Here is a 24,240-nt window from a genome sequence, read left to right on the forward strand (position 1 = left end):
AGAGGAGTCCTGTCATGAACGCCGTCGACCGCCTGTGGGAGCACGCCCGGAACGCCCCCGACAGCATCGCCCTGCGGGTGGGGGAGCAGTCCTGGACCTACGGCCAGGTGCGCGACCTCGTCGCCGCCTGGGCGCAGCGCCTGACCGACGCCGGCATCGAGCCCGGTGACCGCGTCCTGCTCGTCGCCCCGACCTCGCAGGAGTTCGCCGTCGTGCACCAGGCGATCCTCGCCGTGGGCGCGATCGGCGTGACCGTGAACTCGGCCTCGACCTCGGTCGAGCTGGAGTACTTCCTGACCGACGCCGAGTGCTCGCTCGCGATCGCCTGGCACGAGACGGTCGACGTCGCGCAGCAGGCTGCCACCGCCACCGGCATCGACCTGTGGACCCTCGAGGCCGGCGACATCGAGACCGGCCCCGGTGCCGACCTCGACCTGCCGCGCTCGATGCAGCCGGACGACACCGGCGTGCTGCTCTACACCTCGGGCACCACCGGCAAGCCGAAGGGCGCCGAGCTGACCCACGGCAACATCGTGGCCTGCGCCGAGATCGTGTCCGGCACGCTCGAGAGCGACAGCTCCGACCGCGTGGGCACGGCGCTGCCGCTCTTCCACGTGTTCGGCCAGATCTGCGTCATGGTCGCCACCTTCCAGGTGGGCGCGAGCCTGTCGCTGCTGCGTCCGTTCAGCGGCGAGGGCCTGCTGCGGATGGCCGCGGCGCACCGGCTCACCGTGCTGGCCGGCGTCCCGACGATGTGGAACGCGATGCTGCACGCCGACGTCGAGGTCTCGCGCGACGACCTCGCCGGCCTGACCCACGCCCTGTCCGGCGGCGCGGCCCTGCCGCTGGCCGTGGCGGACGCCTTCCGCGAGCGCTTCGGCTGCCGCGTCCTCGACGGCTACGGCCTCAGCGAGACCACCGGCGCCGGCACCTCCGCGAAGCTCAGCCCGCGTCGCAAGGAGGGCTCGGTCGGCCCCGCGCTGAACCGTCTCGAGGCGTGCGTCGTGGACTCCGAGGGCAACCCCGTGCCGTTCGGCGAGCGCGGCGAGGTGGCCCTCGCCGGACCGGTCATCATGAAGGGCTACTGGCGCCGTCCCGAGGCCACGGCCGAGGTCATGCGTGGCAAGTGGTTCCTCACCGGCGACATCGGCAAGCAGGACGAGGACGGCGACATCTGGATCCTCGACCGCAAGAAGGACCTCGTCATCCGCGGCGGCTACAACGTCTACCCGCGCGAGATCGAGGAGGTGCTGTACACGCACCCCGACCTGCGCGAGGTCGCCGTGATCGGCGTCCCCGACGACCGCCTCGGCGAGGAGGTCGCCGCCGTCTACGCCCCGCACCCGGGCCGCGTCGTCGAGAGCTCGGCGCTGCGCGCGTGGCTGGAGGAGCGGCTGGCCCAGTACAAGGTCCCGCGGATCTACCACGAGGTCGCCGAGCTGCCCAAGGGCTCGACCGGCAAGATCCTCAAGCGCCAGCTGGACCGTGGCAGCGTGCTCGAGCACGGCATGAAGGTGACGCGGGACAGGAGCGCCTCGTGACGCAGCTGATCGAGACCGGACCCATCGCGGCCTGGATCGAGACCCTCGGCATCGACGCCGTCGGCCCGATCGAGTTCACGCGCGTCGGCGCCGGCCAGTCGAACCTCACGTTCCTGGTCACCGACGCCGCGGACCACCGTTGGATCCTGCGCCGCCCGCCGTTGGGCACGCTGCTGGCCTCGGCCCACGACGTCGAGCGCGAGCACCGCATCATGTCGGGGCTCCAGGGCACGGGCGTGCCGGTGCCGACGATCCACGGGTTCACGAAGGACCCGTCCGTCACCGACGCGCCGATCATGCTCATGGACTTCGTCGACGGCCGCGTGCTGGACACGATCGAGGCGGTCGAGTCGGTGCCTGAGGAGACGCGCCGGGAGATCGGCCTGTCGCTGGCGTCGACGCTCGGCGAGGTGCACGCCGTGGACCTCGAGAAGGCGGGACTGGTCGACCTGGCCAGCCACAAGCCCTACGCCGAGCGCCAGCTCAAGCGCTGGCACCGTCAGTGGGAGCAGTCGCGCACGCGCGACCTGCCGATCGTGGACGACCTCGCGGCGCGACTGTCCGCGAACGTCCCGCAGCACCAGGACCTCGCTCTCGTCCACGGCGACTTCCACCTGATGAACGTCATCACCGATCCCTCGGCCGGCCGCGTCACCGCGGTGCTGGACTGGGAGCTCTCGACCCTCGGCGACCCGCTGGCCGACCTGGGCGGGCTGCTGGCCTACTGGCCGCAGGCCGACGACGAGATCATCACGGGCTTCCGTGGGCCGACAATGCCCGGATTCCCGAGCCGGGCCGAGCTCGTGGAGGAGTACGCCCGCGCGACCGGACGCGACGTCTCGGCGATCGGCTTCTGGTACGTGCTGGGCCTGTGGAAGATCGCGATCATCGCCGAGGGCGTCCTGCGCCGCTCGATCGACGACCCGCGGAACACCGCCGTGACCGGCCAGATCTCCAGCGAGCTCATCGACGAGCTGATGCAGCGGGCCGATCTCGAGGCACGTGACGCAGGTCTATGACGCAGGGCACCCCCTGTAGGTAAACCTGAAATCAAGTTCATATAGAATCGTGGCAGTGCCGCGACCCCCGCCGGCACGTAGCGAGTCTGTGAGAGGTCGAGCATGAAGTTGAACTACCGAGGAGGCTCCGGTCGTCCGTCCGCGCTGCGTCGCGGACTGGGATCGGCGGCCGTCGTGGCCTTGGCCGCGTCGCTCCTGGCGGCGTGCGGCGGCGGGTCGGACTCGTCCGCCGGCACGTCCGGCGAGGCGCCCGACCAGGCCACGCTGGTGCTCCGCAACGACGTGGACACCTTCGACCCGATGCTGACGGCCGCCGAGCAGGGCGCCGTGCAGATGTACGAGGCGCTCTACGACACGCTCGTGCGCCGCAACTGGAAGACGGGCGAGTACGAGCCCGCGATGGCCACGAAGTGGGAGGCCACGCCCACCAAGATCGACTTCGAGCTCAAGACGGGCCTGAAGTGCAGCGACGGCACGGACCTCAAGCCGACCGACATCGCCAACTCTCTCAAGCGCCTCGCCGATCCGAAGACGGGCTCGATCTACACGGGCCGCTTCTTCGGCGCCGGCGGCGTGAAGGAGATCGTCGGCGACGACGCCGCGAACACCGTCTCGGTCGAGGTCAACGAGCCGCACTCGGACCTCATCGACAGCATGGCCACCGCCTTCATCGTGTGCCCGAAGGGCCTCGAGGACACCGAGAAGCTGGCCACCGAGCCGCAGGGCTCGGGCCCCTACCGCCTCGCCTCGATGAAGCGCGGCGACACGTACGAGCTCGAGGCGTGGGACTCCCCGGCGCTGGAGGATCCCGACAGCGTCCCGGCGAAGCTGACCTACCGCGTCGTGACGTCGGACTCGACCCGCGCGAACCTGGTCGACACGGGCGACGCCGACATCGTCAGCGTCGTGGGCCGTGACTCCAAGCGCCTCGAGTCGGTCGTCGAGCCGATCCAGGGCAAGGCGTTCCAGTCCGACTCGGTCGTGTTCAACCAGCGCGACGGCGCTCCGTTCGCCGACGAGGCGCTGCGCCGCGTGGTGGCCCAGGCCCTCGACGCCGAGAGCTACACGAAGGCCGCGTCCTTCGACGTGGGCGAGGCGATCGACACCCTCGCGACGCCCAACATGGACTGCTACGTCGAGAGCAACGGCGACCTCAAGCCGAAGTTCGACAAGGACCAGGCCAAGGCCGACCTCGAGGCCGCCGGCTACGGCGAGGGCGGCAAGGAGCTGACCGTCCGTCTGCTGGGCTACGACCTGCAGAACTCGGGCCCCGAGTACGTCGCCGACGCCCTGCGCGAGCTGGGCATCACGGTCGAGATCACCAACGGCACGCTGGCCCAGGCGGCCGGCATCGTCTACGGCGACTCCGGCGAGTGGGACCTGCTGGTCTTCCCGATGAACGCGCCCGCGCCGCACCTGTACCCGGCCGTGACGAAGATGAGCTCGAACCTCGGTGAGGGCGGCTCGTACAACTTCGGTCGCGTCACGAACCCCGAGTTCGACAAGTTCGCCAAGCTGGCGCCCGCGTCGACCGGTGACGAGCGGTGCGAGAACTGGAGCAAGGCCGAGGCGGCCCTGCTCGAGCGCGTCGACGTCGTGCCGATGATGTGGCCGATCGCCAACTACTTCTCGAAGGACCTGACCTTCGAGACGGGCTACCGCACGACGGACCTGCGCACCATCCGCGTCAAGGGCTGAGCCAGCGCGGAGCCTGCGCTCCGTGCGTCCGGACGGGCCGGTTCTCCTCGGGTTCCCTCAACCCGACGGGGGACCGGCCCTTCGGTCTAAATGAAACTGAATTCAGTATTGATCTTTGTGGTGACCTCGGTCACACTCTTTGCAGAAACTGAATTCGGTTTCAGACTTCCCGACGAAGGATTGACCCCATGATCTCTCCCCGAACCCGTCCCTGGCGGCGCACCGTCGGCCTGGCCGGCGCCCTCGTGCTGTCGACCTCGATCCTCGCCGCGTGCGGTGGCTCGTCCGACGAGGGCGACCGCGTCGCCGGCGAGGCTCCCGACAGTGTCGTGATGGACCTGCGCAACGACCCGGACACGTTCGACCCGTTCCTGACCGCCGCCGACCAGGGCGCGGTGCAGATGTACGAGGCCATCTACGACACCCCGGTCCGCCGTGACATGAAGACGGGGGAGTACGTGCCCGCGATGGCGACGGAATGGGAGGTCACGACGACGAAGATCGACATGACCTTCAAGGAGGGGCTGACCTGCGCGGACGGCACGAAGCTGACCGCCACGGACATCGCGAACTCGATGAAGCGCCTGGCCGACCCGAAGACGGGCTCGATCTACACCGGCCGTCTCTTCGGCGCCGGCGGCGTGAAGGAGATCGTCGCGGACGACGCGGCCAACACCGTCTCGATCGAGGTCAACGACCCGCACTCGGACCTGCTCGACAGCATGTCGACCGCGTTCGTCATCTGCCCCAAGGGTCTGCAGGACACCGAGAAGCTGGCCACCGAGCCGCAGGGCTCGGGCCCCTACAAGATCACCTCGCTCAAGCGCGGCGACACGTACGAGCTCGAGGCGTGGGGCTCCCCGGCGCTGGAGGACCCCGAGAGCGTCCCGGACAAGATCACGTTCCGCGTCATCACGAACGACGCCACCCGCGCGAACCTCTTCGAGACCGGTGAGACCGACATCGCCGGCATCCTGGGCCGCGACTCCGAGCGCCTCGAGGGCAGCCACGAGTTCATCCAGGGCAAGGCCTTCGAGGCCGACTCCCTGACGTTCAACCAGCGCCCCGAGGCGCCCATGTCCGACGAGCGCCTGCGCCGGGTCGTCGCCCAGGCGATCGACGCGGCGGCGTACACGAAGGCCGCGTCCTTCGGCGTCGGCGAGCCGGCCAACACGGTCGTCACGCCGAACATGGACTGCTACACCGAGTCCAACGGCGAGCTGGGCCTCAAGTACGACCCCGACCAGGCCAAGGCCGACCTCGAGGCCGCGGGCTACGGCCCCGGCGGCAAGAAGCTGACCGTGCGCCTGCTGGGCTACGACGTGCAGAACTCCGGCCCCGACTACGTCGCCGACGCGCTGCGCAAGATCGGCATCGACGTGAAGGTCACCAACGGCACGCAGGCCCAGGCCGGCGCGATCGTGTACGGCGACGAGGGCGACTGGGACGTCATCGTGTTCCCGTACCTCAGCGCCGCGCCGCACCCGTACCCGCTCGTGACGAAGATGAGCTCGAACCTCGGCGAGGGCGGCTCGTACAACTTCGGCCGCACCCGCAACGACGACTTCGACAAGTTCTCGGCCGTCGCGACCAGCTCGCTGGGTGAGGAGCGCTGCGAGAACTGGGGCAAGGCCGAGGCCGCGCTGCTCGAGCAGACGAACCTCGTCCCGCTGCTGTGGCCGATCGCCAACTACTACGCGGACGGACTCACGTTCAACGCGACGTACCGCACGGTCGACCTGCGGACCATCCGCGGGACCGAGTGAGACCCGGTGGGCGCCCCGCACGGTCGGGGCGCCCACCGGCCCCACGCCCCCCGAACCAGCCCGCCACCGGCCCCACGCCCCCCGAACCAGCCCGCCACCGGCGGGCCCAGCAAAGGAGAGTCATGTCAGTCGTACTCACGGAGAAGGTCCTGGACGACCGGGCCCTGCTGATCACCCTGAACCGTCCCGACGCCCGCAACGCCGTCAACGGCCAGGTGGCGCGCGAGATGGCCGCGATCCTCGACGAGCTCGACGCCGACCCCTCGCTGGTCGTCGGCATCATCCGCGGCGAGGGCCGCGGCTTCAGTGCCGGCATGGACCTCAAGGCCTTCCTCGAGGGCGACGTCCCGATGTTCGAGGACCGCGGCTTCGGCGGCTTCGCCCAGCGCGGCCCCAAGACCCCGCTGATCGCCGCGATCGAGGGCTTCGCCGTCGCCGGCGGCCTCGAGATGGCGCTGGCCTGCGACCTCATCGTCGCCGCCTCCGACGCCAAGCTCGGCCTCCCCGAGGTAAAGCGCTCGCTCATCGCCGCGGGCGGCGGACTGCTCCGCCTCGCCCAGCGCATCCCGTACCACGTGGCCGCCGAGATCGCCCTGACCGGCGACCACGTCCCCGTCGAGCGGCTGTACCAGGTCGGCCTGGTCAACCGCGTCGCCGAGCCGGGCCGCGCCCTCGAGGTCGCCCTCGAGCTGGCCGGCCAGCTGGTCGACAACGCCCCGCTGGCCCTCGAGGGCTCCAAGTACGTCCTCGAGAATGCCGCCGACTGGGGCATGGAGGAGGGCTGGAAGCAGCAGGACCCGGTCATGCTGCGCGTCAACCAGTCCGAGGACGCCCGCGAGGGCGCCACCGCGTTCGCCGAGCGTCGCGCGCCTGTGTGGCGCGGACGCTGACCCCGAGATTTCCCACCCACCCACGAAGGACAGAACCTTGACCGACACCACCCAGCTGCCCGTCCGTCCCCAGAACGTCGCCGACCTCGAAGCCCTCGTCGGGAAGGTCATCGGCCCCACCGAATGGCACGAGGTCACCCAGGAGAAGGTGAACGCGTTCGCCGACGCGACCGGTGACCACCAGTGGATCCACGTCGACCCCGAGCGGGCCGCCGAGAGCCCGCTCGGCACGACGATCGCCCACGGCCTGTACAGCCTCTCGCTGGGCCCGGCGTTCTCGTACTCGCTCATCTCGTTCGAGGCGTTCGCGCACAGCCTGAACTACGGCTACGAGAAGGTGCGCTTCCCCGCGCCGCTGCCGATCGGCTCGCGCGTGCGCATGACGACCGAGGTCATCTCGATCGATCACGTGCCCGGTGGCGTGCAGCTGCGCGCCCGCCAGGTCTTCGAGCGCGAGGGCTCCGAGAAGCCCGTGGCGGTCGCCGAGTCCCTCGGCCGGCTTGTAGAAGCCGAGTAACAACGCGTGCTGCCACGCCGTGCAGAGCCGAACCTGACGTCACCTTCCCTCTAGGATGACGGCATGAGCAGCTCCCCAGAGAACGCGACGCGCCACCGTCGCTCGGCCGGGTTCGCCGGCCCGGCGACGGAGCGCGAGCTGCCCACGACGCCTCGTGGGCTGCGCACGCGCGCCAACCTGATCGACGCGGCGCGCGTCGTGTTCGAGCGCGACGGCTTCCTTGATGCCCGCCTCGTGGACATCACCACCGAGGCGGGCATCTCGGCCGGCTCCTTCTACACGTACTTCGACAGCAAGGAGGAGATCTTCTCCGCCGTGCAGGCCGAGGTCGAGGAGGAGATGCTCCACCCGGACGTCCGCGCCGTCGACGCCGTCGGTGACGACCCCATCGCGCAGGTCCGCGCGGCCAACCGGGCCTACCTGGAGTCCTACGAGCGCTACGCGCCGTTCATGCGCCTGCTCGAGCAGGTCGCCAGCATCGACGAGGACTTCCGCGAGCAGCGCCGCAAGCGCGGCGAGGCGTTCGTGCAGCGCAACGCGCGCAGCATCAAGCAGCTCCAGGACCGCGGCGTCGCCGGGGCCGACATCGACCCGCAGCTGGCGTCCTACTTCCTCTCCGGCATGGTCGCCCGCGCCGCCTACTCGCGCTTCGTGCTGGGCGAGGACTGGACGATCGACCAGATGGTCGACTCCCTGACCCAGCTGTGGGTCAACGCGCTGCAGATCTCGCCGTCGGCCGACTGAGGCGGCTCAGCGGTTCGAGGGCTCCCGGCTGGGGGCCGGCTCCTCCGCGGCGTTCGCCGAGCGGCGCGGAATGCCGACGAGCGTGATGACGATGCTGAGCGCCATGCTCGCGGCGCCGATCGCGAAGGCGATCGTGAACACCGACTCGCGCGGGTGCTGGTCGGCCATGAGGTGGCTCGCGATGAGCGCGACCATCAGGGCGCTGCCGAGCGCGCTGCCGGCCGAGCGGGTGATCGAGGCCATCGCGTTCGCGAGAGCGGTCTCCTGCGGTCGCACCACCGAGGTCACCACGGCGGGCACGGCGGCGAAGCCCATGCTGAAGGCCCCGTTCGTGATGACGCCGCCGAGGATGACCAGCCACGCGTGCTGGTGGAACGCCAGCAGCTGCAGGTAGCCGAGCAGGCCGATGGCCGAGGCGACGAGCAGGGTGGCCCGCCCGCCGAAGCGACCCACCCACATGCCGCCCAGGGGAGAGGCGACGATGCCGATGCTCGCGGCGGGCAGGAGGTAGACCAGGCTCGTCTCCAGCACGCTGGCCGAGAAGCCGTGGCCGTGGCTGGAGGGCACCTGGACGAGGGCGGTGATGCCCAGGAACACCAGGAACATCCCGAAGCCGATGAAGAAGCCGAGCGCGTTGGCCGACGCGAGCGTGCGGTCGCGCAGCATCGCGATCGGGACGAGCGGCTCGGTGACCCGCTTCTCCACCGCGAGCCAGGCCGCGAACGTGACGATCGACCCGGCGAACGAGGCCGTGGTGGCGACGCTCGTCCAGCCCCACGCGTTGCCCTGCGTCATCGCGAGCAGCAGCAGCACGAGGGCCAGGCCGAGCAGGAAGCCACCGAGCCAGTCCACGCGGCCGGTGCTGTGGGGGCGGTCCTTCGGGATGACGATCACCGACAGGACGAGCAGGACCAGGGCCACGCAGAGGGTGAACCAGAAGATGTTCCGGTAGTCGCGGTCACCGTGCGTCAGGACGCCGGTCAGGACCAGGCCCGCACCGGCGCCGACGCTGATCGCGCCGGTGAGGAAGGACAGGCCGAGCGGCAGCCGCTTGAGCTCGAGGTGGTCGCGCAGGATCCCGACCGACAGGGGGAAGAGGCAGAACGAGGCGCCCTGGATCGCGCGGGCGAACAGCAGCATCCAGTAGGAGGACGTGGCGGCCGCGAGCAGCGAGCCGGCGGCCACGGCGCCGATGACGATCAGCACCACGCGTCGCCGTCCGTGCAGGTCGCCGGACTTGCTGAAGATCGGGGTGAGCACGGCCGCGGCCAGCAGGTTGATCGTGACGACCCAGCCGATCGCGGCGGTGGAGACGTCGAGGTCGCGGCTCATCTTGCCCAGCACGGGCACGGCCATGGTCTGCAGCAGCGCCGTGACGGTGGACAGCAGCGAGAGGACGATCACGAGGGCGGCACCGGAGGTCTGCCGCGGTCGGGCGCGGCGCCCGGTGCTCCCTGACATGCGTGTGGATCCTTCCCTGCGTCCGGCGCCTGTTGACATCAGGGGGCGGAGCGTCCAGAGTTGAAACTGAAGTAAGATTCATGTTAGCCGTTCTTCGCCGTCGGCGTAAGGACTTGGAACCCACGACTTTCGAAGGAACGCCCATGAGAGAGGCCGTTGTCGTCTCGACCGCCCGCACCCCGATCGGCAAGGCCTACCGCGGTGCGTTCAACAACACCCAGGCCCAGGAGCTCGCCGGCCACGCCATCGCCGAGGCCGTGAAGCGCGCCGGCATCGAGGGCGCGGAGGTCGACGACGTCGTCTTCGGCGCCGCGATGCAGCAGGGCAGCACGGGCTTCAACGTGGCCCGCCAGGCCGCGCTCCGCGCCGGACTGCCCACCTCGGTCGCCGGCATGTCGGTCGACCGCCAGTGCGCGTCGGGCCTCATGGCCATCGCCACGGCCGCCAAGCAGATCGTCGCCGATGGCATGGACATCACGATCGGCGGCGGCGTCGAGTCGATCTCGCTGGTGCAGAACGAGCACATGAACGGCCACCGCGCCAACGACCCGTGGCTCGAGGAGCACCGCCCCGACCTCTACATGCCGATGCTCCAGACGGCCGAGATCGTCGCCGAGCGCTACAACGTCAGCCGCGACGCGCAGGACGAGTTCGCCCTGCTCTCGCAGCAGCGCACCGCCGCCGCGCAGGAGGCCGGCCGCTTCGACGACGAGATCGTCCCCTTCGAGTCGGTCCAGCTGGTCCAGGACCGCGAGACCAAGCAGATCAGCGAGCAGCGCGTGACGCTCAGCAAGGACGAGGGCAACCGCCCGTCGACCACGCTGGAGTCGCTCTCGGGCCTGTCGCCCGTGCTGCCCGACGGTCAGGTCGTCAAGGCCTCGAGCGTCACCGCCGGCAACGCCTCGCAGCTGTCGGACGGCGCCTCGGCGTCGGTCCTCATGGAGCGCAAGGTCGCCGAGCAGCGCGGCGCGAACGTGCTGGGCGTCTACCGCGGCATGGCCGTCGCGGGCTGCGACCCGGACGAGATGGGCATCGGCCCGGTCTTCGCCATCCCGAAGCTGCTGAAGCAGCACGGCCTCAGCGTCGACGACATCGGCCTGTGGGAGCTCAACGAGGCCTTCGCGTCGCAGGCGCTGTACTGCCGCGAGGAGCTCAAGATCGATCCCGAGCGCTACAACGTCAACGGCGGCGCGATCTCCGTCGGCCACCCGTACGGCATGACCGGCGCCCGCCTCGTCGGCCACTCCCTCATCGAGGGCAAGCGTCGCGGCGTGCAGTACGTCGTGATCTCCATGTGCATCGGCGGCGGCATGGGTGCCGCCGGCCTGTTCGAAGTCGCCTGAGGAGCGCCATGCTGATCAACGGCACGAGCACCGAGGACGACGTCTACGGAGACGTCGAGGACGGCATCGGCACGATCACCCTGAACCGTCCGGACCGCCGCAACGCGCTGTCCGACGCGATGGTCGCGGGCATCGAGTCGCTGGTGGACGCGATGCAGGACTCCGACGAGGTCGGCGTCATCGTCATCACGGGCGCCGGCAAGGCGTTCTGCTCCGGCGGCGACGTCCAGGACTTCGACGCCAAGGGCGGTGAGGGCGGCGGCGCCGACGAGATCGACGCCGACGCGGTCGAGGCCCAGCGGAAGGCGCAGCGCGCCACCGTCGGCAAGCTCTACCGCAGCCGCAAGCCCGTGATCGCCGCGATCCCGGGCGCCGCGGCCGGCGCCGGCCTGGGCCTGGCCCTGGCGGCGGACTTCCGCATCGGCAGCGAGCGCGCGGTCTTCGCGACGGCGTTCGGCGCGGTCGGCCTGTCCGGTGACTTCGGCGTGGCCTGGCTGCTCAACGACATCGTCGGCCCCGTCAAGGCCCGCGAGCTCATGCTGCTGAACCCGCGCGTCCGCGCGGAGGAGGCGCGCGAGCTGGGCCTGCTCAACGAGGTCGTGCCCGAGGAGCAGTTCGAGGCGCGGGTGCGCGAGCTGGCCGAGCAGCTGGCGAACGGTCCGGCGCAGGCCTACGCGAGCATGCTCGACAACCTCGACCGCGCTCCGCGTGAGAGCCTCGAGGAGAGCATGGACGCCGAGGTTCCGCTGCACAAGGCGACGGGCCTGACCGATGACCACATCGGTGCCGTGCGCGCGTTCGTCGAGAAGCGGACGCCCGTCTTCGGCCGTCGTCGCATCGCCGAGACCGGAGGAGACCGATGATCAACGTGACCGCCGCTGTGACCGTACGTGAGGGCGCCGCCGAGGAGTTCGAGAAGGCCGTCGCGGCCGCCCGTCCGGGCATGCTCGCGGACGAGGGCTGCACCCGCTGGGACCTGCAGCGCGTCAGCGGGAGCCAGGTGGACTACGTCCTCCTCGAGGAGTACGCCGACGGCGAGGCGCTGAAGCGTCACGCCGCGGCGCCCGAGTTCGAGGCGTTCGGCGCGGTCCTGAAGGACCTGGTCGCGGGCGCTCCCGTCATCTCGGTCCTCAGGCCTGTCGGTGAGCAAGCCAAGTAGTCCCCAGGGTGACGCGGTCCCCGGGTCCCTCGTCGACGAGAGCCGCCTGCGGTCTCTCCCGGTGACGGCCCGGGGCCTGCGCACCCGTGAGTCCCTCGTCAGTGCCGCCCGCCGGGTCTTCGAGCGCGACGGGTTCATCAACTCCCGGCTGACCGACATCGCCCGCGAGGCGAACACGTCGATCGGCACCTTCTACACGTACTTCGACAGCAAGGACGAGATCTTCACGGCCGTCCTGCAGGTCGCGCAGGACGACATGATGCATCCGGGCCTGCCGCGCGTCGAGGAGGATCCCGAGAACATCGCCGCGGTCCTGGAGGCCAGCAACCGCGCGTACTTCGAGGCGTACGGGCGCAACGCCAAGCTCATGGTGCTGCTCGAGCAGGTCGCCACGATCAACCCCGAGTTCCGGGCGCTGCGCGTCCGCCGCTCGCAGCTGTTCACCGATCGCGTCGCGCGCTGGATCGAGTCCGCGCAGGAGTCCGGCCTGGCCGACCCGACGCTCGATCCGCTGATGACGGCGCGCGCCCTGGCCAGCATGGTGAGCCGGCTGGCGTACTACTCCATCGCGCTGGGGGAGAGCTGGGACGTCGACGCGATGGTCGAGACGTCGACGAGGCTGTGGTTCAACGCGCTGGGCATGACGCTGCCGCAGCCCGCCGGTGTCTGACGACCCCGGAGACCATTGCCAGAGCGACCCCTCACGCGCTATTCTGAGTTGAATCTGAATTCAAGTTTGGAGAATTGCCGTGGAATTCGCATACGACTCGACCACCCAAGACCTCATCGAGCGCCTCAACGCGTTCATGGAGGAGTTCGTGTACCCCGCCGAGGCGACGTTCTGGGAGCAGCTCGAGTCCGCTCCGGACGTCTGGTCGCCGCCGCCGGTCATCGAGCCGCTCAAGGCCGAGGCGAAGAAGCGCGGCCTGTGGAACCTCTTCCACCCCGGCGCCGAGGGCGCGGGCCTGACCAACCTCCAGTACGCGCCGCTGTGCGAGATCATGGGCCGCAGCCTGCACATCGCGCCCACCGTGACGAACTGCGCCGCGCCCGACACGGGCAACATGGAGGTGCTGAGCATGTTCGGCACCGAGCAGCAGAAGAAGGAGTGGCTCGAGCCGCTCCTCGAGGGCGAGATCCGCTCCGCCTTCGCGATGACCGAGCCGGCCGTGGCCAGCTCGGACGCCACGAACATCGAGACCCGCATCGAGCGTGACGGCGACGAGTACGTCATCAACGGCCGCAAGTGGTTCATCTCGGGCGCCATGAACCCGAACGCCAAGATCATGATCGTGATGGGCAAGACCGACCCCAACGCGTCGCGTCACCGCCAGCAGTCGCAGATCCTCGTGCCCCGCGACACTCCCGGCATCGAGATCAAGCGCGGCATGCGCGTCTTCGGCTACGACGACCGCGACCACGGCGGCCACGCCGAGGTCATCTTCACCGACGTGCGCGTCCCGGCCTCGAACCTCATCGCCGGCGAGGGCGAGGGCTTCGCCATCGCCCAGGCCCGCCTCGGGCCCGGCCGCATCCACCACTGCATGCGCCTCATCGGCATCGCCGAGCGCAGCCTCGAGCTGATGATCGCCCGCGCCAACGAGCGCGTCGCCTTCGGCAAGCCGCTGAGCGAGCAGGGCGTCGTGCGCGACTGGATCGCCGAGTCGCGCGTGAAGATCGAGCAGATCCGTCTGCTGACCCTCAAGGCCGCCTGGCTCATGGACACCGTGGGCAACAAGGGCGCGCACACCGAGATCCAGGCGATCAAGATCGCCGCTCCGCGCACGGTGGAGTGGATCGTCGACAAGGCCATCCAGGTCCACGGCGGTGGCGGCCTGAGCCAGGACTTCCCGATCGCCGAGTGGTTCGCCCAGGTGCGCACGCTGCGCTTCGCCGACGGCCCGGACGAGGTGCACAAGAACGCCCTCGCGCGTCACGAGCTGCGCAAGCAGGCCCAGCGTGACTGATGTCCGCGCCGCGGTCGCCGAGCTGGTCGGCCGCTTCGACCTCGCCACGGTCGACCCCGTCGAGTTCCTCGGCGCCCGGTTCGACGCCGGCCTGGCCTGGGTGCACTTCCCGGTCGGGCGCGGCGGCCTGGACCGTCCGCGCGAGGAGCAGCAGGTCGTCGAGCAGCTGCTGGCCGAGGCGGGCGCCCCGGCGCCCGACCTCGGGCTCAACAGCATCGGCCTGGGCATGGCGGCGCCGACGCTCATCGCGTTCGGCACCCCCGAGCAGCAGGAGCGCTACCTGCGCCCGCTGTTCACGTGCGAGGAGGTCTGGTGCCAGCTCTTCAGCGAGCCCGGCGCCGGCTCCGACCTCGCGGGCGTGACCACCAAGGCCGTCCTCGACGGTGACACCTGGACCGTCAACGGCCAGAAGGTCTGGACCTCGGGCGCGCAGAACGCGCAGCGCGCGATCCTCGTCGCCCGCACCGACCCGACGGTCGTCAAGCACGCGGGCCTGTCGTACTTCGTGGTCGACATGAGCGACCCGGGCGTCGACGTGCGCCCGCTGCGCCAGATCACCGGCGAGGCCGAGTTCAACGAGGTCTTCCTGACCGACGTCCGCGTGCCCGACACCGACCGCGTCGGCGAGGTGGGCCAGGGCTGGCGCGTCGCGACGACCACGCTCAACAACGAGCGCGTCGCGATCGGCAGCGGTGCCGACCGCGAGGCCGGCCAGATCGGCATCGTCACCGAGCGGTGGCGCAGCGATCCGTCGGTGCGCTCGGCCGCCGAGCACGACCGCCTCATGTCGTGGTGGGTCGAGACCGAGGTGACCCGCCTCGCGGGCGAGCGCCTGCGTCAGCAGCTGGCCGTCGGCCAGCCCGGTCCGGAGAGCTCCGCCATGAAGCTGGCCTTCGCCAAGCAGGCGCAGCAGATCTCGGGCTTCGCGCTCGAGCTCGATCCCGACGCCGGCCTGCAGTACGACGACTGGACGATGGTGCGCACCGCGTCGGCGAGCTTCCTGGGCCGCGGTCCGGGCTTCCGCTACCTGCGCGCCAAGGGCAACTCGATCGAGGGCGGCACGTCCGAGATCATGCGCAACGTCGTGTCCGAGCGCGTCCTGGGCCTGCCCGCCGACCACCGCCCCGACAAGGGCGTCCCCTTCAACGAGGTGCCCCGATGACTGACTTGCTGTACTCCGATGTCGAGGAGTCGCTGCGGTCGAGCGTGCGTGGCGCGCTGGGTCGCACGACGGACTCCGATCGCGTGGCGGCGCTCTACGATGCGCCCGACACCGATGTGTCCGGCGTGTGGTCTGCCCTCGCGGGCGATCTCGGCCTGGCCGGCCTGCTGGTCCCCGAGGAGTGGGGTGGCGTCGGCGCGGGTGCGCGCGAGGCCGCCGTGGTCCTGGAGGAGCTGGGGCGCACCGTCGCTCCGGTCCCGTTCCTCGAGAGCGCCGTCGTGGCCACCACCGCGCTGGTCGCCCTCGGAGCCGAGGACGTCCTGCCGCAGCTGGCCGCCGGCGAGCGCCGCGCGGTGCTGGTGCTGCCGTGGTCGGCGCGGTCCGGATCCTGGTCGGCGCCCGAGCGTGGTGCGGTCGCCCCTGTGGCGGGGGCGTGGGGCGCCGACCTGTTCCTGGTCCCGACGCTCGTCGACGGCACCGTGCGGCTCGCGCTGCACGAGTCGGCCGAGGTCGAGCCGCTCACGACGCTCGACATGAGCCGCCCGCTCGCGTCGGTCACGCCGACGGGGGAGGGTCGCGTGCTCGCCGAGGGCGACGCAGCCGTGGCGGCGATCGACGCCGCGCTGGCTGCCGGCGCGGCCCTGCTCGCCTCCGAGCAGGTGGGCCTGGCGCAGTGGTGCCTGGAGACGACCGTCGAGTACGCCAAGACGCGCGTCCAGTTCGCCCGGCCGATCGGCTCGTTCCAGGCGATCAAGCACCGGCTCGCCGACCTCTACCTCGAGGTCGCCCAGGCGCAGGCCGCGGCACGCTACGCCGCGGACACGCTCGCGACGGACGACGCCGACGCCCCCGTGGCACAGGCCGTGGCCCAGTCGTACTGCTCCGACGTCGCGGTGCACGCGGCCGAGGAGGCGCTGCAGCTGCACGGCGGCATCGGCATGACGTGGGAGCATGCGATTCACCTGTACCTGAAGCGCGCCAAGTCCGACCAGCTAGCGCTCGGCACGCCCGCGGCGCACCGGAGCGACCTGGCCGCACTCGTCGACCTTCCGCAGCACTGACCCGACCGTCCAACCATTCGGAGGTTTCATCCATGGACACCACCTCGCTGTTCAGCCTCGAGGGCCGCACGGCCCTCGTCACCGGCGGCTCGCGCGGCATCGGCCGCATGATCGCCGAGGGCTTCCTCAAGCAGGGCGCCCGCGTCTACATCTCGGCCCGCAAGGCCGAGGCGTGCGACGCCACCGCGAAGGAGCTCTCGGAGTTCGGCACGTGCGTGTCGCTGCCGGCCGACGTCTCGACGCTCGACGGCATCAACGACCTCGTCGCCCGTTACCGCGAGCACGAGTCGAGCCTGGACATCCTGGTCAACAACGCCGGTGCCGCCTGGGGCGCCCCGTTCGACGAGTTCCCCGAGTCGGGCTGGGACAAGGTCATGGACCTCAACGTGAAGTCCCTGTTCTTCCTGACGCAGGCGCTGAAGTCCGACCTCGTCGCGGCCACGGGCGACCACCTCGCGAAGGTCATCAACATCGCCTCGATCGACGGCATCAGCCTGAACCCGCAGGAGACGTACTCCTACCACGCGAGCAAGGCCGGGGTCATCCAGCTGACGCGTCGCATGGCGATCCGCCTGATCCAGGACGACATCGCCGTCAGCGGCATCGCGCCGGGCGCGTTCGCCTCGAACATGAACAAGGACGCCCGCGATCACGGCGACGAGATCAAGGGCTCGATCCCCTCGGGCCGCATCGGCACGCCGGAGGACATGGCCGCCGCCGCGATCTACCTGGCCGCCCGTTCGGGCGACTACGTGGTGGGCTCGACCATCACCGTCGACGGGGGCGTGACGCACGCTCGCTGAGTCGAGATGGGTACAGGGAGGGGCCGCGCGGAGCATCCGCGCGGCCCCTTCCATGTCCTCGTGTCCAGTATGTAGTTAAACCTGAATTCAACATTGACTTTGCTCGTCCAGCCCATCAGGATGACGGGAACGTTGTGAGGACGATCACACGCTCATCGGAGGGAAGGCTGTTCATGTCGAGACGAATCCAGGCATCGGCACTCGTGGCCGTCGCGGCGCTCACGCTCGCGGCGTGCGGCGGTGAGTCCGGAGGCTCCGAGGGCAAGGCGGGGGAGGTTCCCGACAGCATCGTGATGGACCTGCGCAACGACGTGGACACCTTCGACCCCGCGATCTCCGCCTCCGACCAGGGCGCGATGCAGATGTTCGAGGCCGTCTACGACACCCCCGTGCGCCAGGACCACCAGACCGGCGGCGTCGCCCCGGCGATGGCCGAGAAGTGGGAGGTCACCCCCACGAAGGTCGTCTTCCACCTGCGTCCCGACCTGAAGTGCAGCGACGGCTCCGACCTGCTGCCGTCGGACGTCGCGAAGAACATGGAGCGCCTGGCCGACCCCGAGTCGGGCTCGCCGTTCCGCGGCCGCCTGTTCGGCTCGGGCGGCGCCAAGTCGATCGTCGGCGACGACGAGGCCGACACCCTGATCATCGAGGTCAACGAGCCACACACCGACATGCTCGAGTCGATGACCAACGCGTTCATCGTGTGCCCGAAGGGCCTGGAGGACGTCGAGGGCCTCGCGACCGCGCCGCAGGGCTCGGGCCCGTACAAGATCACGACGCTCAAGCGCGGCGAGGAGTACGTGCTGGAGGCGTGGGACTCGCCCGGCCTGGCCGACGACGAGGAGATCCCGGAGAAGATCACGATGCGCGTGGTCACCGCGGACTCGACCCGCGCCAACCTCTTCGAGACCGGCGCCACCGACATCGCGGCCGTCCTGGGCCGTGACTCCGAGCGCCTCGAGCGGGAGCACAAGCCCATTCAGGGCAAGGCGTTCGGCGCCGACTCGGTGTCGTTCAACGAGCGCGAGGGCCGCCCGTTCGCGGACGAGCGCCTGCGCAAGGTCGTGGCGCACGCGCTGGACCCGGCCGGGTACGCCAAGGCGGCCTCGTTCGGCGTCGCCGAGCCCGCGCGCACGGTGATCACCGACAACATGAACTGCTACACGCCCGAGAACGAGAAGTTCGTGCCCGAGCTGAGCATGGACAAGGCGAAGGCCGAGCTGGAGGCTGCGGGGTACGGCCCCGGCGGCAAGAAGCTGAAGATCGAGCTGCTGGGCTACGACGTGCAGAACTCGGGCCCGGACTACATCGCCGACACCCTGCGCCAGCTGGGCATCGAGGTCGAGGTCACGAACGGCACCCTCGCGCAGGGCGCGGGCATCATCTACGGCGACGGCTCGGGCTGGGACATCTTCGTCTACCCGTATCAGACCGCGATCCGCACGCCGTACCCGATGGCGACGAAGATGAGCTCGGTGTTCGGCGAGGGCGGCGCCATGAACTGGGGCCGCGTGAAGAACGAGACCTTCGACGACCTGATCAAGAACAGCGTGTCGAGCCTCGAGGGCGACGAGCGCTGCCAGCGCTGGGGCGAGGCCGAGGCCGCGCTGCTCGAGCGGGCCGACTTCGTGCCGCTCATGACCCCGGTGGCGAACTACTTCACGAACGGGCTGACCTTCCAGGCCGGCTACCGCGTCGTGAACCTCCGCAGCATCCGCAACGCGGGCTGACGCCCTCGACCCAGCAGCCCCGCCGGATTCCTCCCCGGCGGGGCTGCTGTCGTCAGTGGGTCAGCCGGTGACGAGCGAGCGGACGGTCTCGATCGTGTCGGCTTCGGCCGGCGTCTTGTCGTCGCGGTAGCGAACGACGCGGGCGAAGCGCAGCGCCAGTCCGCCGGGGTAGCGGGTGGACCGCTGCAATCCGTCGAAGGCGATCTCGACCACCTGCTCGGGACGGACGTGCACGACGTGACCCTCGCGATGCGTCTCCAGTGAGAGGAACCGCTCGGTCTGCCACGCGAGCATCTCGTCGGTCATCCCTTTGAACGTCTTGCCGAGCATCACGAACCCAGTGGGGGAGGACTCGTCCCGCGCACCCAGATGGATGTTGGACAGCCAGCCCTGCCGCCGACCGGAGCCCCACTCGACAGCAAGGACAACGAGGTCGAGCGTGTGGACCGGCTTGACCTTGACCCATGCCGCGCCACGCCGCCCGGCGGCGTAGGGAGCCGAGAGGTCCTTGAGGACGACACCCTCGTGACCCGCAGCCACGGTCTCGGCGGCGAAGGCGTCGGCGGCCGCGGCGTCGGACGTGAGGAGTCGGCGGACGCGGTGAGGCTCGGGCACGAGCGCGTCGAGCGCGGCCAGCCGTTCATGTCCGGGAGCGTCGAGAAGGTCGCGCCCGTCGACGTGGAGGACGTCGAAGAAGTGGGGCGTGATGGCGACGCCCTCGGCCTGGGCGGTGCGGCTGGCGGTGTCCTGGAAGGCCATCGGTCGGCCGTCGTCGGTCAGCGCGAGCGCCTCGCCGTCGAGCACGAACCGTGAGGCGGGCAGCGACCGGGCGACCGCGACCACCTCGGGAAGCCGCGAGGTGATGTCGTCGAGGCTGCGGGTGACCACGAGGACGTCGTCGCCGTCGCGGTGGACCTGGATGCGGATGCCGTCGAGCTTTGCGTCGACCGCGACCTCGGTGGTGCCATCGGGGGAGAGGCCGGCCATGGCGGCGGCCACGTCGGGCGCGCTGGACGCGAGCATCGGCATGACCGGACGGCCGACCTCGAGCCCGATCGCGGCCAGCGCGTCCTCGCCCTCGAAGGCGGCGCGTGCCGCGTCGACGGTGCTGCCGGCGAGCATCGCGGCCCGGCGGACGGCCGTGACCGGCACGTCGGCGACCTGGGCGACGGCCTCCTGCGTGACGGCGTCGAGCGCGCCCTGGCGCAGGTTGCCGGTGACGATCGCGCGCAGCCACGCCTGCTCGGCGGCAGTGGCGCGCCCGAACAGGTCGGCGACGGCCCCGCGTCGCGCGCCCTGCGAGCCCGAGCCGGAGAGCAGGGCCATGGCCGCGAAGGCCTCGTCGACCTCGAGGACGCTCAAGGAGGGCTCGGCCGCGGGCGGCGCCGGCGCGCTTACGCCTCGCCAGCCCAAGCCGGTGCGACGCTGACGCAACGCGCCACCGAGGTAGGACACGACGACCTCGAGCTCGTCAGGCTCGACGCGGCCGAGCAGGCCAGCAAGCAGCGCGACCTTTGCCTTGCGGGAGCGGGTGGCGGCGACCTCCTCGGAGGTTGCGACGAGCTCGGCGAGCAGCATGAGCCCATCCTGCCGCTCGCCACCGACAGGCGCTCGTGTCCGGAACGGGCAGGATGGAACCCGTGAAGGCCGGACGGATCAGGGAGCGCTTCGAGGGTCGGATCGCCGGCGTCGGCAGCACGAGCGGTGTCCGCGTGGTCGTGGGCCGCTGGGACGCCTCGCCGTGGGGCGCGTTCGCGGACGTGATGATCGAGGACGCCGCAGGTCATCGAGTCCTGCTCGCTCCTTCGGAACGGGTGCGGGACTTCGTCGCTGCGACCTACTCGTTCGACGAGGTCGTCATCGAGCCCGTGTCCGTCGTCGACACCCCCGACGGCTGGGAGGTCTCGACGCCGTCCCTGTCACTGCGGCTCGTCGTGGGCGGCCGCACGCAACTCGGGATGCTGCTCGGTCTGGTGCCCGCACGCCTCGCGACCGCACCTGCCTGGTGCGGAGCCATCGACCCGATCGCACGGCTGGTGATGAAGGGCGTCCGCACCCGCGGAACCGCCGGCAACGACCGCCGCGAGTGGTACGGCGCGACCTCGGTCGTCTCGGTCGACGCGATTGCCGGAACCTGGCGCGGTGAGGACCTCGGAGAGCTTCGACCTGTGGACCCGCCCTGCCGTTTCGGCTTCTCCAGCACCCCGGCCCGCCCCACGGTCACCGCAGTCGTGACCACGATCGAGCGTCTCGCTTAGCCCCATGGGAACTCGGGGGTCTCGGTGCGTCGTTTGCTCCAAGCGTGTCCCTGGGCTGCCTCCGAAATCACGAGGAGGCGTCCGACAGCTCGACTCCGCCATCGCGGCATTTCGCCCACTAAGACGCACTATGCCATCTAGGCGCGCACACCGCTATCGCGTTCGACGACGACGAGGCGGAGGAGTTTCCTTTGAGAACCACAACTCATGCAGTTCGTGACCCGACCCGTCGAGATCCCTGGTGCTCTTTAGGTCAATGTGCGGCGCGGAGTTTCTTCCAGAAGTAGAAGGCGGGCGCTTCTGCGAATGGGACGCTCCAGTTCTGACCACCGAGTGGAGGAAGGGGCTGCCCCTCCGTGAGCACCTTGAAGCCAGCTCGAGCGTAGAAATGGCGCAGGGCGGCAACGTCGAGATCGGGGGTCGCGCAGCCGAACCACGTACGCACCCCACGGGAGACCAGAACCGATTCGAGAAACTCGATCATCTTCTGGCCCACGCCTTGCCCTCTGCGATCGGGCTGCACGGCCACGAGGTCGAGTTCGCTGACCCGTTCAGCGGCTCTGCTGAGTCCCTGCGGTCGCATCTGTGGAGGCAGGAGCGCCACGCCTGCAGCTTTCTGAGGGACGCATGTGAGGGCGGAGGCAACGAGCGCCCCTGTGTCGTCGCGCACCTGCGCGATCGCAGGCCGGTACAGGTGGTCGACGTGAGGCATCGGCACGGCGGTCGGAGCAATGTCGCTGAACGTGTCGAGAAACAATGCCAGGACCTCGCGGCGATGGGCTTCCGTCTCGGCAAGGGTCAATCTCACGGGGCCCGACGATAGGTCATAACTCTCCGTTCTGGCCCGGCCGCGCAGGGTTCCGTTCCTTCCTCCAGCGTCGACAGCCACGCACCAGCCGTGCAAACGAAACGACCTCGTGACGCAATAGCGCCCGGATTGGAACGCCCTGCTGAACGCGACGGAACAGCAAACCGGCGGCATCAACCAAACCAGTCGCATGTGATCCCACCATGGGTGTCGGAGGCACGCTGTCCTTTCCTGGCTGCCACGATGCGTAGACGAAGAGCCCGAGCGCTCGAAGGGAGAGCGCGGCCTCAATTCGAGGCGCAGACTCCTCGAGCCCGAAGCCATGTGCGAGGTCGTGTCGGAGGTTGCGTCCTACGGGTGAAACGAAGTAGGTCAGGAGGAAGCGTTTCCAATCCTCATCCAGGCCGTGCTTCTCCAGTAGATCTGTCAGGGCTGCGATCCCGACGTACACGCCTGGAGCGCTTTGCCGACTAGTCACGTAGGCCGCCTCGTCGAGGGCAACGGCCAGGTGTCGAGCCCCGGCCTCCACCCGAAGCGCGGAGGTCATTAGGGCACCCTCGTAGTCGCCCGCCCAGAAGCGATGAAGCGCCCTCGCCAAGGCGCCTGCTAGATCGAAGTCACCGTCCCCGTTGTGAGCGAGATGAAGCGTCAACTCCGTGACGTCGGGGACGCCGTGACTCCTCGAGATCGTTTCCAGACCCTCGGCAAGGATGAGGCCGTTGAACTGGATCGCGAACATCTCGTGGCGTGCGAGTTCGTGATCGCGTCGGTCCTCTTCGCTCGCGGCAGTCCAGCGCGGCAAGCCGTCCCGCCCGTACACAACCGTGGGCATACCGAGTTGGCTCACCAGCGCCTTGCTCGCGAGATTTTCAGCGCCTTCGCGGTTGGCCTTCGCGCTGCCGGCTGGCGAGCCCGTCTTTAGCCATGAAGTCAGCGCATCCTGCCAACTGGCACCTTCACTAGAGCGAACAATCTCCGCCGCAATCACCTCCATTTGGAGGGCGGTTTCCGTGGAGAAGGTCTGGAATCCGAGGTCCTCTCGAGAGACTCTCTGCATCTCACGGATCGCTTCGTCATGAAGGTCGCGGAGGTTGTGATCCCGCGCCAAGGAGGCGGCTCTCTCGAGGTGAATCATGCGGACTTGCGCCTGCGAGTGGGCGGCAGCAATCTCAAGTCGGACCTGGACCCTCAGTCGGTTCAGTTCTCGAGCTCGTCCGGGCACAAGAAGGATCAGTTGCCCGACTAGGCCGTCAACGACATCGTCGCGATCACGGTGTCGGGAAATCGCGGTCTCAATGAGGTCTTTCAGTACATCGGCTTGCGAGGTCGTGAGAGTTCGCCGGCTGCGGGTGAGGAGTCGAATGAGCAGAAGCAGGTCGCCAATGTGCGGTGACGGATCCTCAAGGACTTCCCGAAGTCGGCGTAGGGCGAGGCTTTGAGAATCCTCGATGAGATGAGAGAACTCGGGCGTCTTCGCGATGACGTGCCGAAGCGACAGCGCTCGGCCCATCGCCACGTTTCGGCTGTGTCCGTTCCACTGGAACTGCCGCTCTTCATCTTCCTCGCCGACAGGCACGTTGTAGTGATCGATCCTCGCCACCTCCATGTAGTAGGAGAGCGCAGTTGAGGCGTGCCGCGGAGCATCCTTCCCACCTCGTTTGAACAGCAGGTCGTGGAAGTGAGCGCGCGCCGCTGGATGCTCGACCTCGTCAGCGATCTTGCTCCAAACCTCTACGTCGCTTGCTGGTACGCCCTTGATCGACCACTTGCGGCCATCGTGCAGCCCCTTCGGGACTAGATCTACGTCGGTTCGGCCGTGCAGATGCGCGTCCAGGAAAAAGTTCAGGCTGCGGCGCAGTGGAACTAGCAGGGGGTCATTGTGATCGAACCCCTGCTCGTGGAGCAGATTGGTTAGGCGTGCGGCGATGCGGTGCCAAGTGCCCCCTACGAGAAAGGCGAGGTCGGCGGACTGGATCAGGTCTCCCCAAGTGGCAGTGCGGGTTTCGCGCTCGTTCTCGTCGTAGTCGGATCCGGCGACCAATTCGTCCTCTAGATCTGCGGTGCCCTGGTCACCAGACACCGCGTCGGTCTCGTCCTCCATCGAGTTCCCCTATCCATCGCATCAAGGCAGACCGTAGCGACACGCTCCGACGGCCGTACCCGGTCCTGTATAACGATCTGATCACGCAAGACGCCTCTGATGTCTGCTGAATCGCGTCCATGAGTCACGTAAGAGCCGGGCCGGCTGCGCCAGGGCCGGGCGCCGAGAACGGTCAACTTATGACTCCTGGAAAGAACGTCGCGACCTTCCTC

General features: G+C 69.4%; 21 protein-coding genes. 17 read left to right on the forward strand and 4 right to left on the reverse strand.

The window, feature by feature from the left end; all coding sequences use genetic code 11:
* Nucleotides 1-14: 14 nt before the first annotated feature.
* From BJ975_RS01100 to BJ975_RS01130, 7 genes are all read left to right on the forward strand, one after another.
* Nucleotides 15-1,541, forward strand: a complete 1,527-nt coding sequence (locus BJ975_RS01100; RefSeq protein WP_179422814.1) for a class I adenylate-forming enzyme family protein — start codon at nt 15-17, stop codon at nt 1,539-1,541.
* On the forward strand, nt 1,538-2,560 hold the full coding sequence (locus tag BJ975_RS01105; RefSeq protein WP_218845699.1) for a phosphotransferase family protein: 1,023 nt from the start codon (nt 1,538-1,540) through the stop codon (nt 2,558-2,560). The genes BJ975_RS01100 and BJ975_RS01105 overlap by 4 nt, the downstream gene beginning before the upstream one ends.
* 102 nt (nt 2,561-2,662) lie before the next feature.
* Nucleotides 2,663-4,258 (forward strand): ABC transporter substrate-binding protein, encoded by a 1,596-nt coding sequence (locus tag BJ975_RS01110; RefSeq protein WP_179422816.1) that lies wholly within the window; start codon nt 2,663-2,665, stop codon nt 4,256-4,258.
* Between the two features lie 188 nt (nt 4,259-4,446).
* Nucleotides 4,447-6,024, forward strand: coding sequence for an ABC transporter substrate-binding protein (locus BJ975_RS01115; protein ID WP_179422818.1), 1,578 nt, complete (start codon nt 4,447-4,449; stop codon nt 6,022-6,024).
* A 122-nt stretch (nt 6,025-6,146) separates the two neighbouring features.
* Nucleotides 6,147-6,914, forward strand: coding sequence for a crotonase/enoyl-CoA hydratase family protein (locus BJ975_RS01120; RefSeq protein WP_179422820.1), 768 nt, complete (start codon nt 6,147-6,149; stop codon nt 6,912-6,914).
* A gap of 37 nt (nt 6,915-6,951) precedes the next feature.
* The gene (locus tag BJ975_RS01125) at nt 6,952-7,431 is read left to right on the forward strand and encodes a MaoC family dehydratase (RefSeq protein ID WP_179422822.1); all 480 of its coding nucleotides are present in this window, start codon (nt 6,952-6,954) and stop codon (nt 7,429-7,431) included.
* 63 nt (nt 7,432-7,494) lie between these two features.
* Nucleotides 7,495-8,175 carry a TetR/AcrR family transcriptional regulator gene (locus BJ975_RS01130; RefSeq protein ID WP_179422824.1) on the forward strand — a complete coding sequence of 227 codons (681 nt, stop codon included), beginning with the start codon at nt 7,495-7,497 and terminating at the stop codon, nt 8,173-8,175.
* 6 nt (nt 8,176-8,181) lie between these two features.
* On the opposite strand, the gene BJ975_RS01135 is transcribed toward BJ975_RS01130, so the two are convergent.
* The gene (locus tag BJ975_RS01135; protein WP_179422826.1) at nt 8,182-9,636 is read right to left on the reverse strand and encodes an MFS transporter; all 1,455 of its coding nucleotides are present in this window, start codon (nt 9,634-9,636) and stop codon (nt 8,182-8,184) included.
* Nucleotides 9,637-9,779: 143 nt separating this feature from the next.
* Between BJ975_RS01135 and BJ975_RS01140 the strand changes: the two genes are divergently transcribed.
* From BJ975_RS01140 to BJ975_RS01180, 9 genes are all read left to right on the forward strand, one after another.
* Nucleotides 9,780-10,979 (forward strand): acetyl-CoA C-acyltransferase, encoded by a 1,200-nt coding sequence (locus tag BJ975_RS01140; protein ID WP_179422828.1) that lies wholly within the window; start codon nt 9,780-9,782, stop codon nt 10,977-10,979.
* Nucleotides 10,980-10,987: 8 nt separating this feature from the next.
* On the forward strand, nt 10,988-11,842 hold the full coding sequence (locus BJ975_RS01145; RefSeq protein ID WP_179422830.1) for an enoyl-CoA hydratase-related protein: 855 nt from the start codon (nt 10,988-10,990) through the stop codon (nt 11,840-11,842).
* Nucleotides 11,839-12,138: a putative quinol monooxygenase gene (locus tag BJ975_RS01150; protein WP_179422832.1), complete on the forward strand. Its 300-nt coding sequence runs from the start codon at nt 11,839-11,841 to the stop codon at nt 12,136-12,138. The genes BJ975_RS01145 and BJ975_RS01150 overlap by 4 nt, the downstream gene beginning before the upstream one ends.
* 61 nt (nt 12,139-12,199) lie before the next feature.
* A complete protein-coding gene (locus BJ975_RS01155) occupies nt 12,200-12,808 on the forward strand; it encodes a TetR/AcrR family transcriptional regulator (protein WP_269303678.1) in 609 nt (202 codons plus the stop codon).
* 79 nt (nt 12,809-12,887) lie between these two features.
* Complete coding sequence (locus BJ975_RS01160; RefSeq protein WP_179422836.1) at nt 12,888-14,105, forward strand: acyl-CoA dehydrogenase family protein; 1,218 nt, start codon at nt 12,888-12,890, stop codon at nt 14,103-14,105.
* Nucleotides 14,098-15,267, forward strand: coding sequence for an acyl-CoA dehydrogenase family protein (locus BJ975_RS01165; protein WP_179422838.1), 1,170 nt, complete (start codon nt 14,098-14,100; stop codon nt 15,265-15,267). Before BJ975_RS01160 ends, BJ975_RS01165 begins: the two co-directional genes overlap by 8 nt.
* The gene (locus tag BJ975_RS01170; protein ID WP_179422840.1) at nt 15,264-16,328 is read left to right on the forward strand and encodes an acyl-CoA dehydrogenase family protein; all 1,065 of its coding nucleotides are present in this window, start codon (nt 15,264-15,266) and stop codon (nt 16,326-16,328) included. The genes BJ975_RS01165 and BJ975_RS01170 overlap by 4 nt, the downstream gene beginning before the upstream one ends.
* A gap of 32 nt (nt 16,329-16,360) precedes the next feature.
* Complete coding sequence (locus BJ975_RS01175; RefSeq protein WP_179422842.1) at nt 16,361-17,131, forward strand: SDR family oxidoreductase; 771 nt, start codon at nt 16,361-16,363, stop codon at nt 17,129-17,131.
* A gap of 173 nt (nt 17,132-17,304) precedes the next feature.
* A complete protein-coding gene (locus BJ975_RS01180; protein ID WP_179422844.1) occupies nt 17,305-18,861 on the forward strand; it encodes an ABC transporter substrate-binding protein in 1,557 nt (518 codons plus the stop codon).
* A 60-nt stretch (nt 18,862-18,921) separates the two neighbouring features.
* Here the strand turns inward: BJ975_RS01180 and BJ975_RS01185 are convergent, their stop codons facing one another.
* The gene (locus tag BJ975_RS01185) at nt 18,922-20,439 is read right to left on the reverse strand and encodes an ATP-dependent DNA ligase (RefSeq protein ID WP_179422846.1); all 1,518 of its coding nucleotides are present in this window, start codon (nt 20,437-20,439) and stop codon (nt 18,922-18,924) included.
* Between the two features lie 62 nt (nt 20,440-20,501).
* On the opposite strand from BJ975_RS01185, the gene BJ975_RS01190 reads away from it, so the two are divergent.
* On the forward strand, nt 20,502-21,119 hold the full coding sequence (locus BJ975_RS01190) for a hypothetical protein (RefSeq protein WP_223302975.1): 618 nt from the start codon (nt 20,502-20,504) through the stop codon (nt 21,117-21,119).
* A 253-nt stretch (nt 21,120-21,372) separates the two neighbouring features.
* Here BJ975_RS01190 and BJ975_RS01195 read toward each other — a convergent pair whose 3' ends face one another.
* Together BJ975_RS01195 and BJ975_RS01200 are read right to left on the reverse strand one after the other, a co-directional pair.
* The gene (locus tag BJ975_RS01195) at nt 21,373-21,927 is read right to left on the reverse strand and encodes a GNAT family N-acetyltransferase (protein ID WP_179422850.1); all 555 of its coding nucleotides are present in this window, start codon (nt 21,925-21,927) and stop codon (nt 21,373-21,375) included.
* A 16-nt stretch (nt 21,928-21,943) separates the two neighbouring features.
* Nucleotides 21,944-24,028, reverse strand: a complete 2,085-nt coding sequence (locus tag BJ975_RS01200; RefSeq protein WP_179422852.1) for a hypothetical protein — start codon at nt 24,026-24,028, stop codon at nt 21,944-21,946.
* Nucleotides 24,029-24,240: the final 212 nt, after the last annotated feature.

The organism is Aeromicrobium tamlense (genome assembly GCF_013408555.1).
In the GTDB taxonomy this organism is placed as follows: domain Bacteria; phylum Actinomycetota; class Actinomycetes; order Propionibacteriales; family Nocardioidaceae; genus Aeromicrobium; species Aeromicrobium tamlense.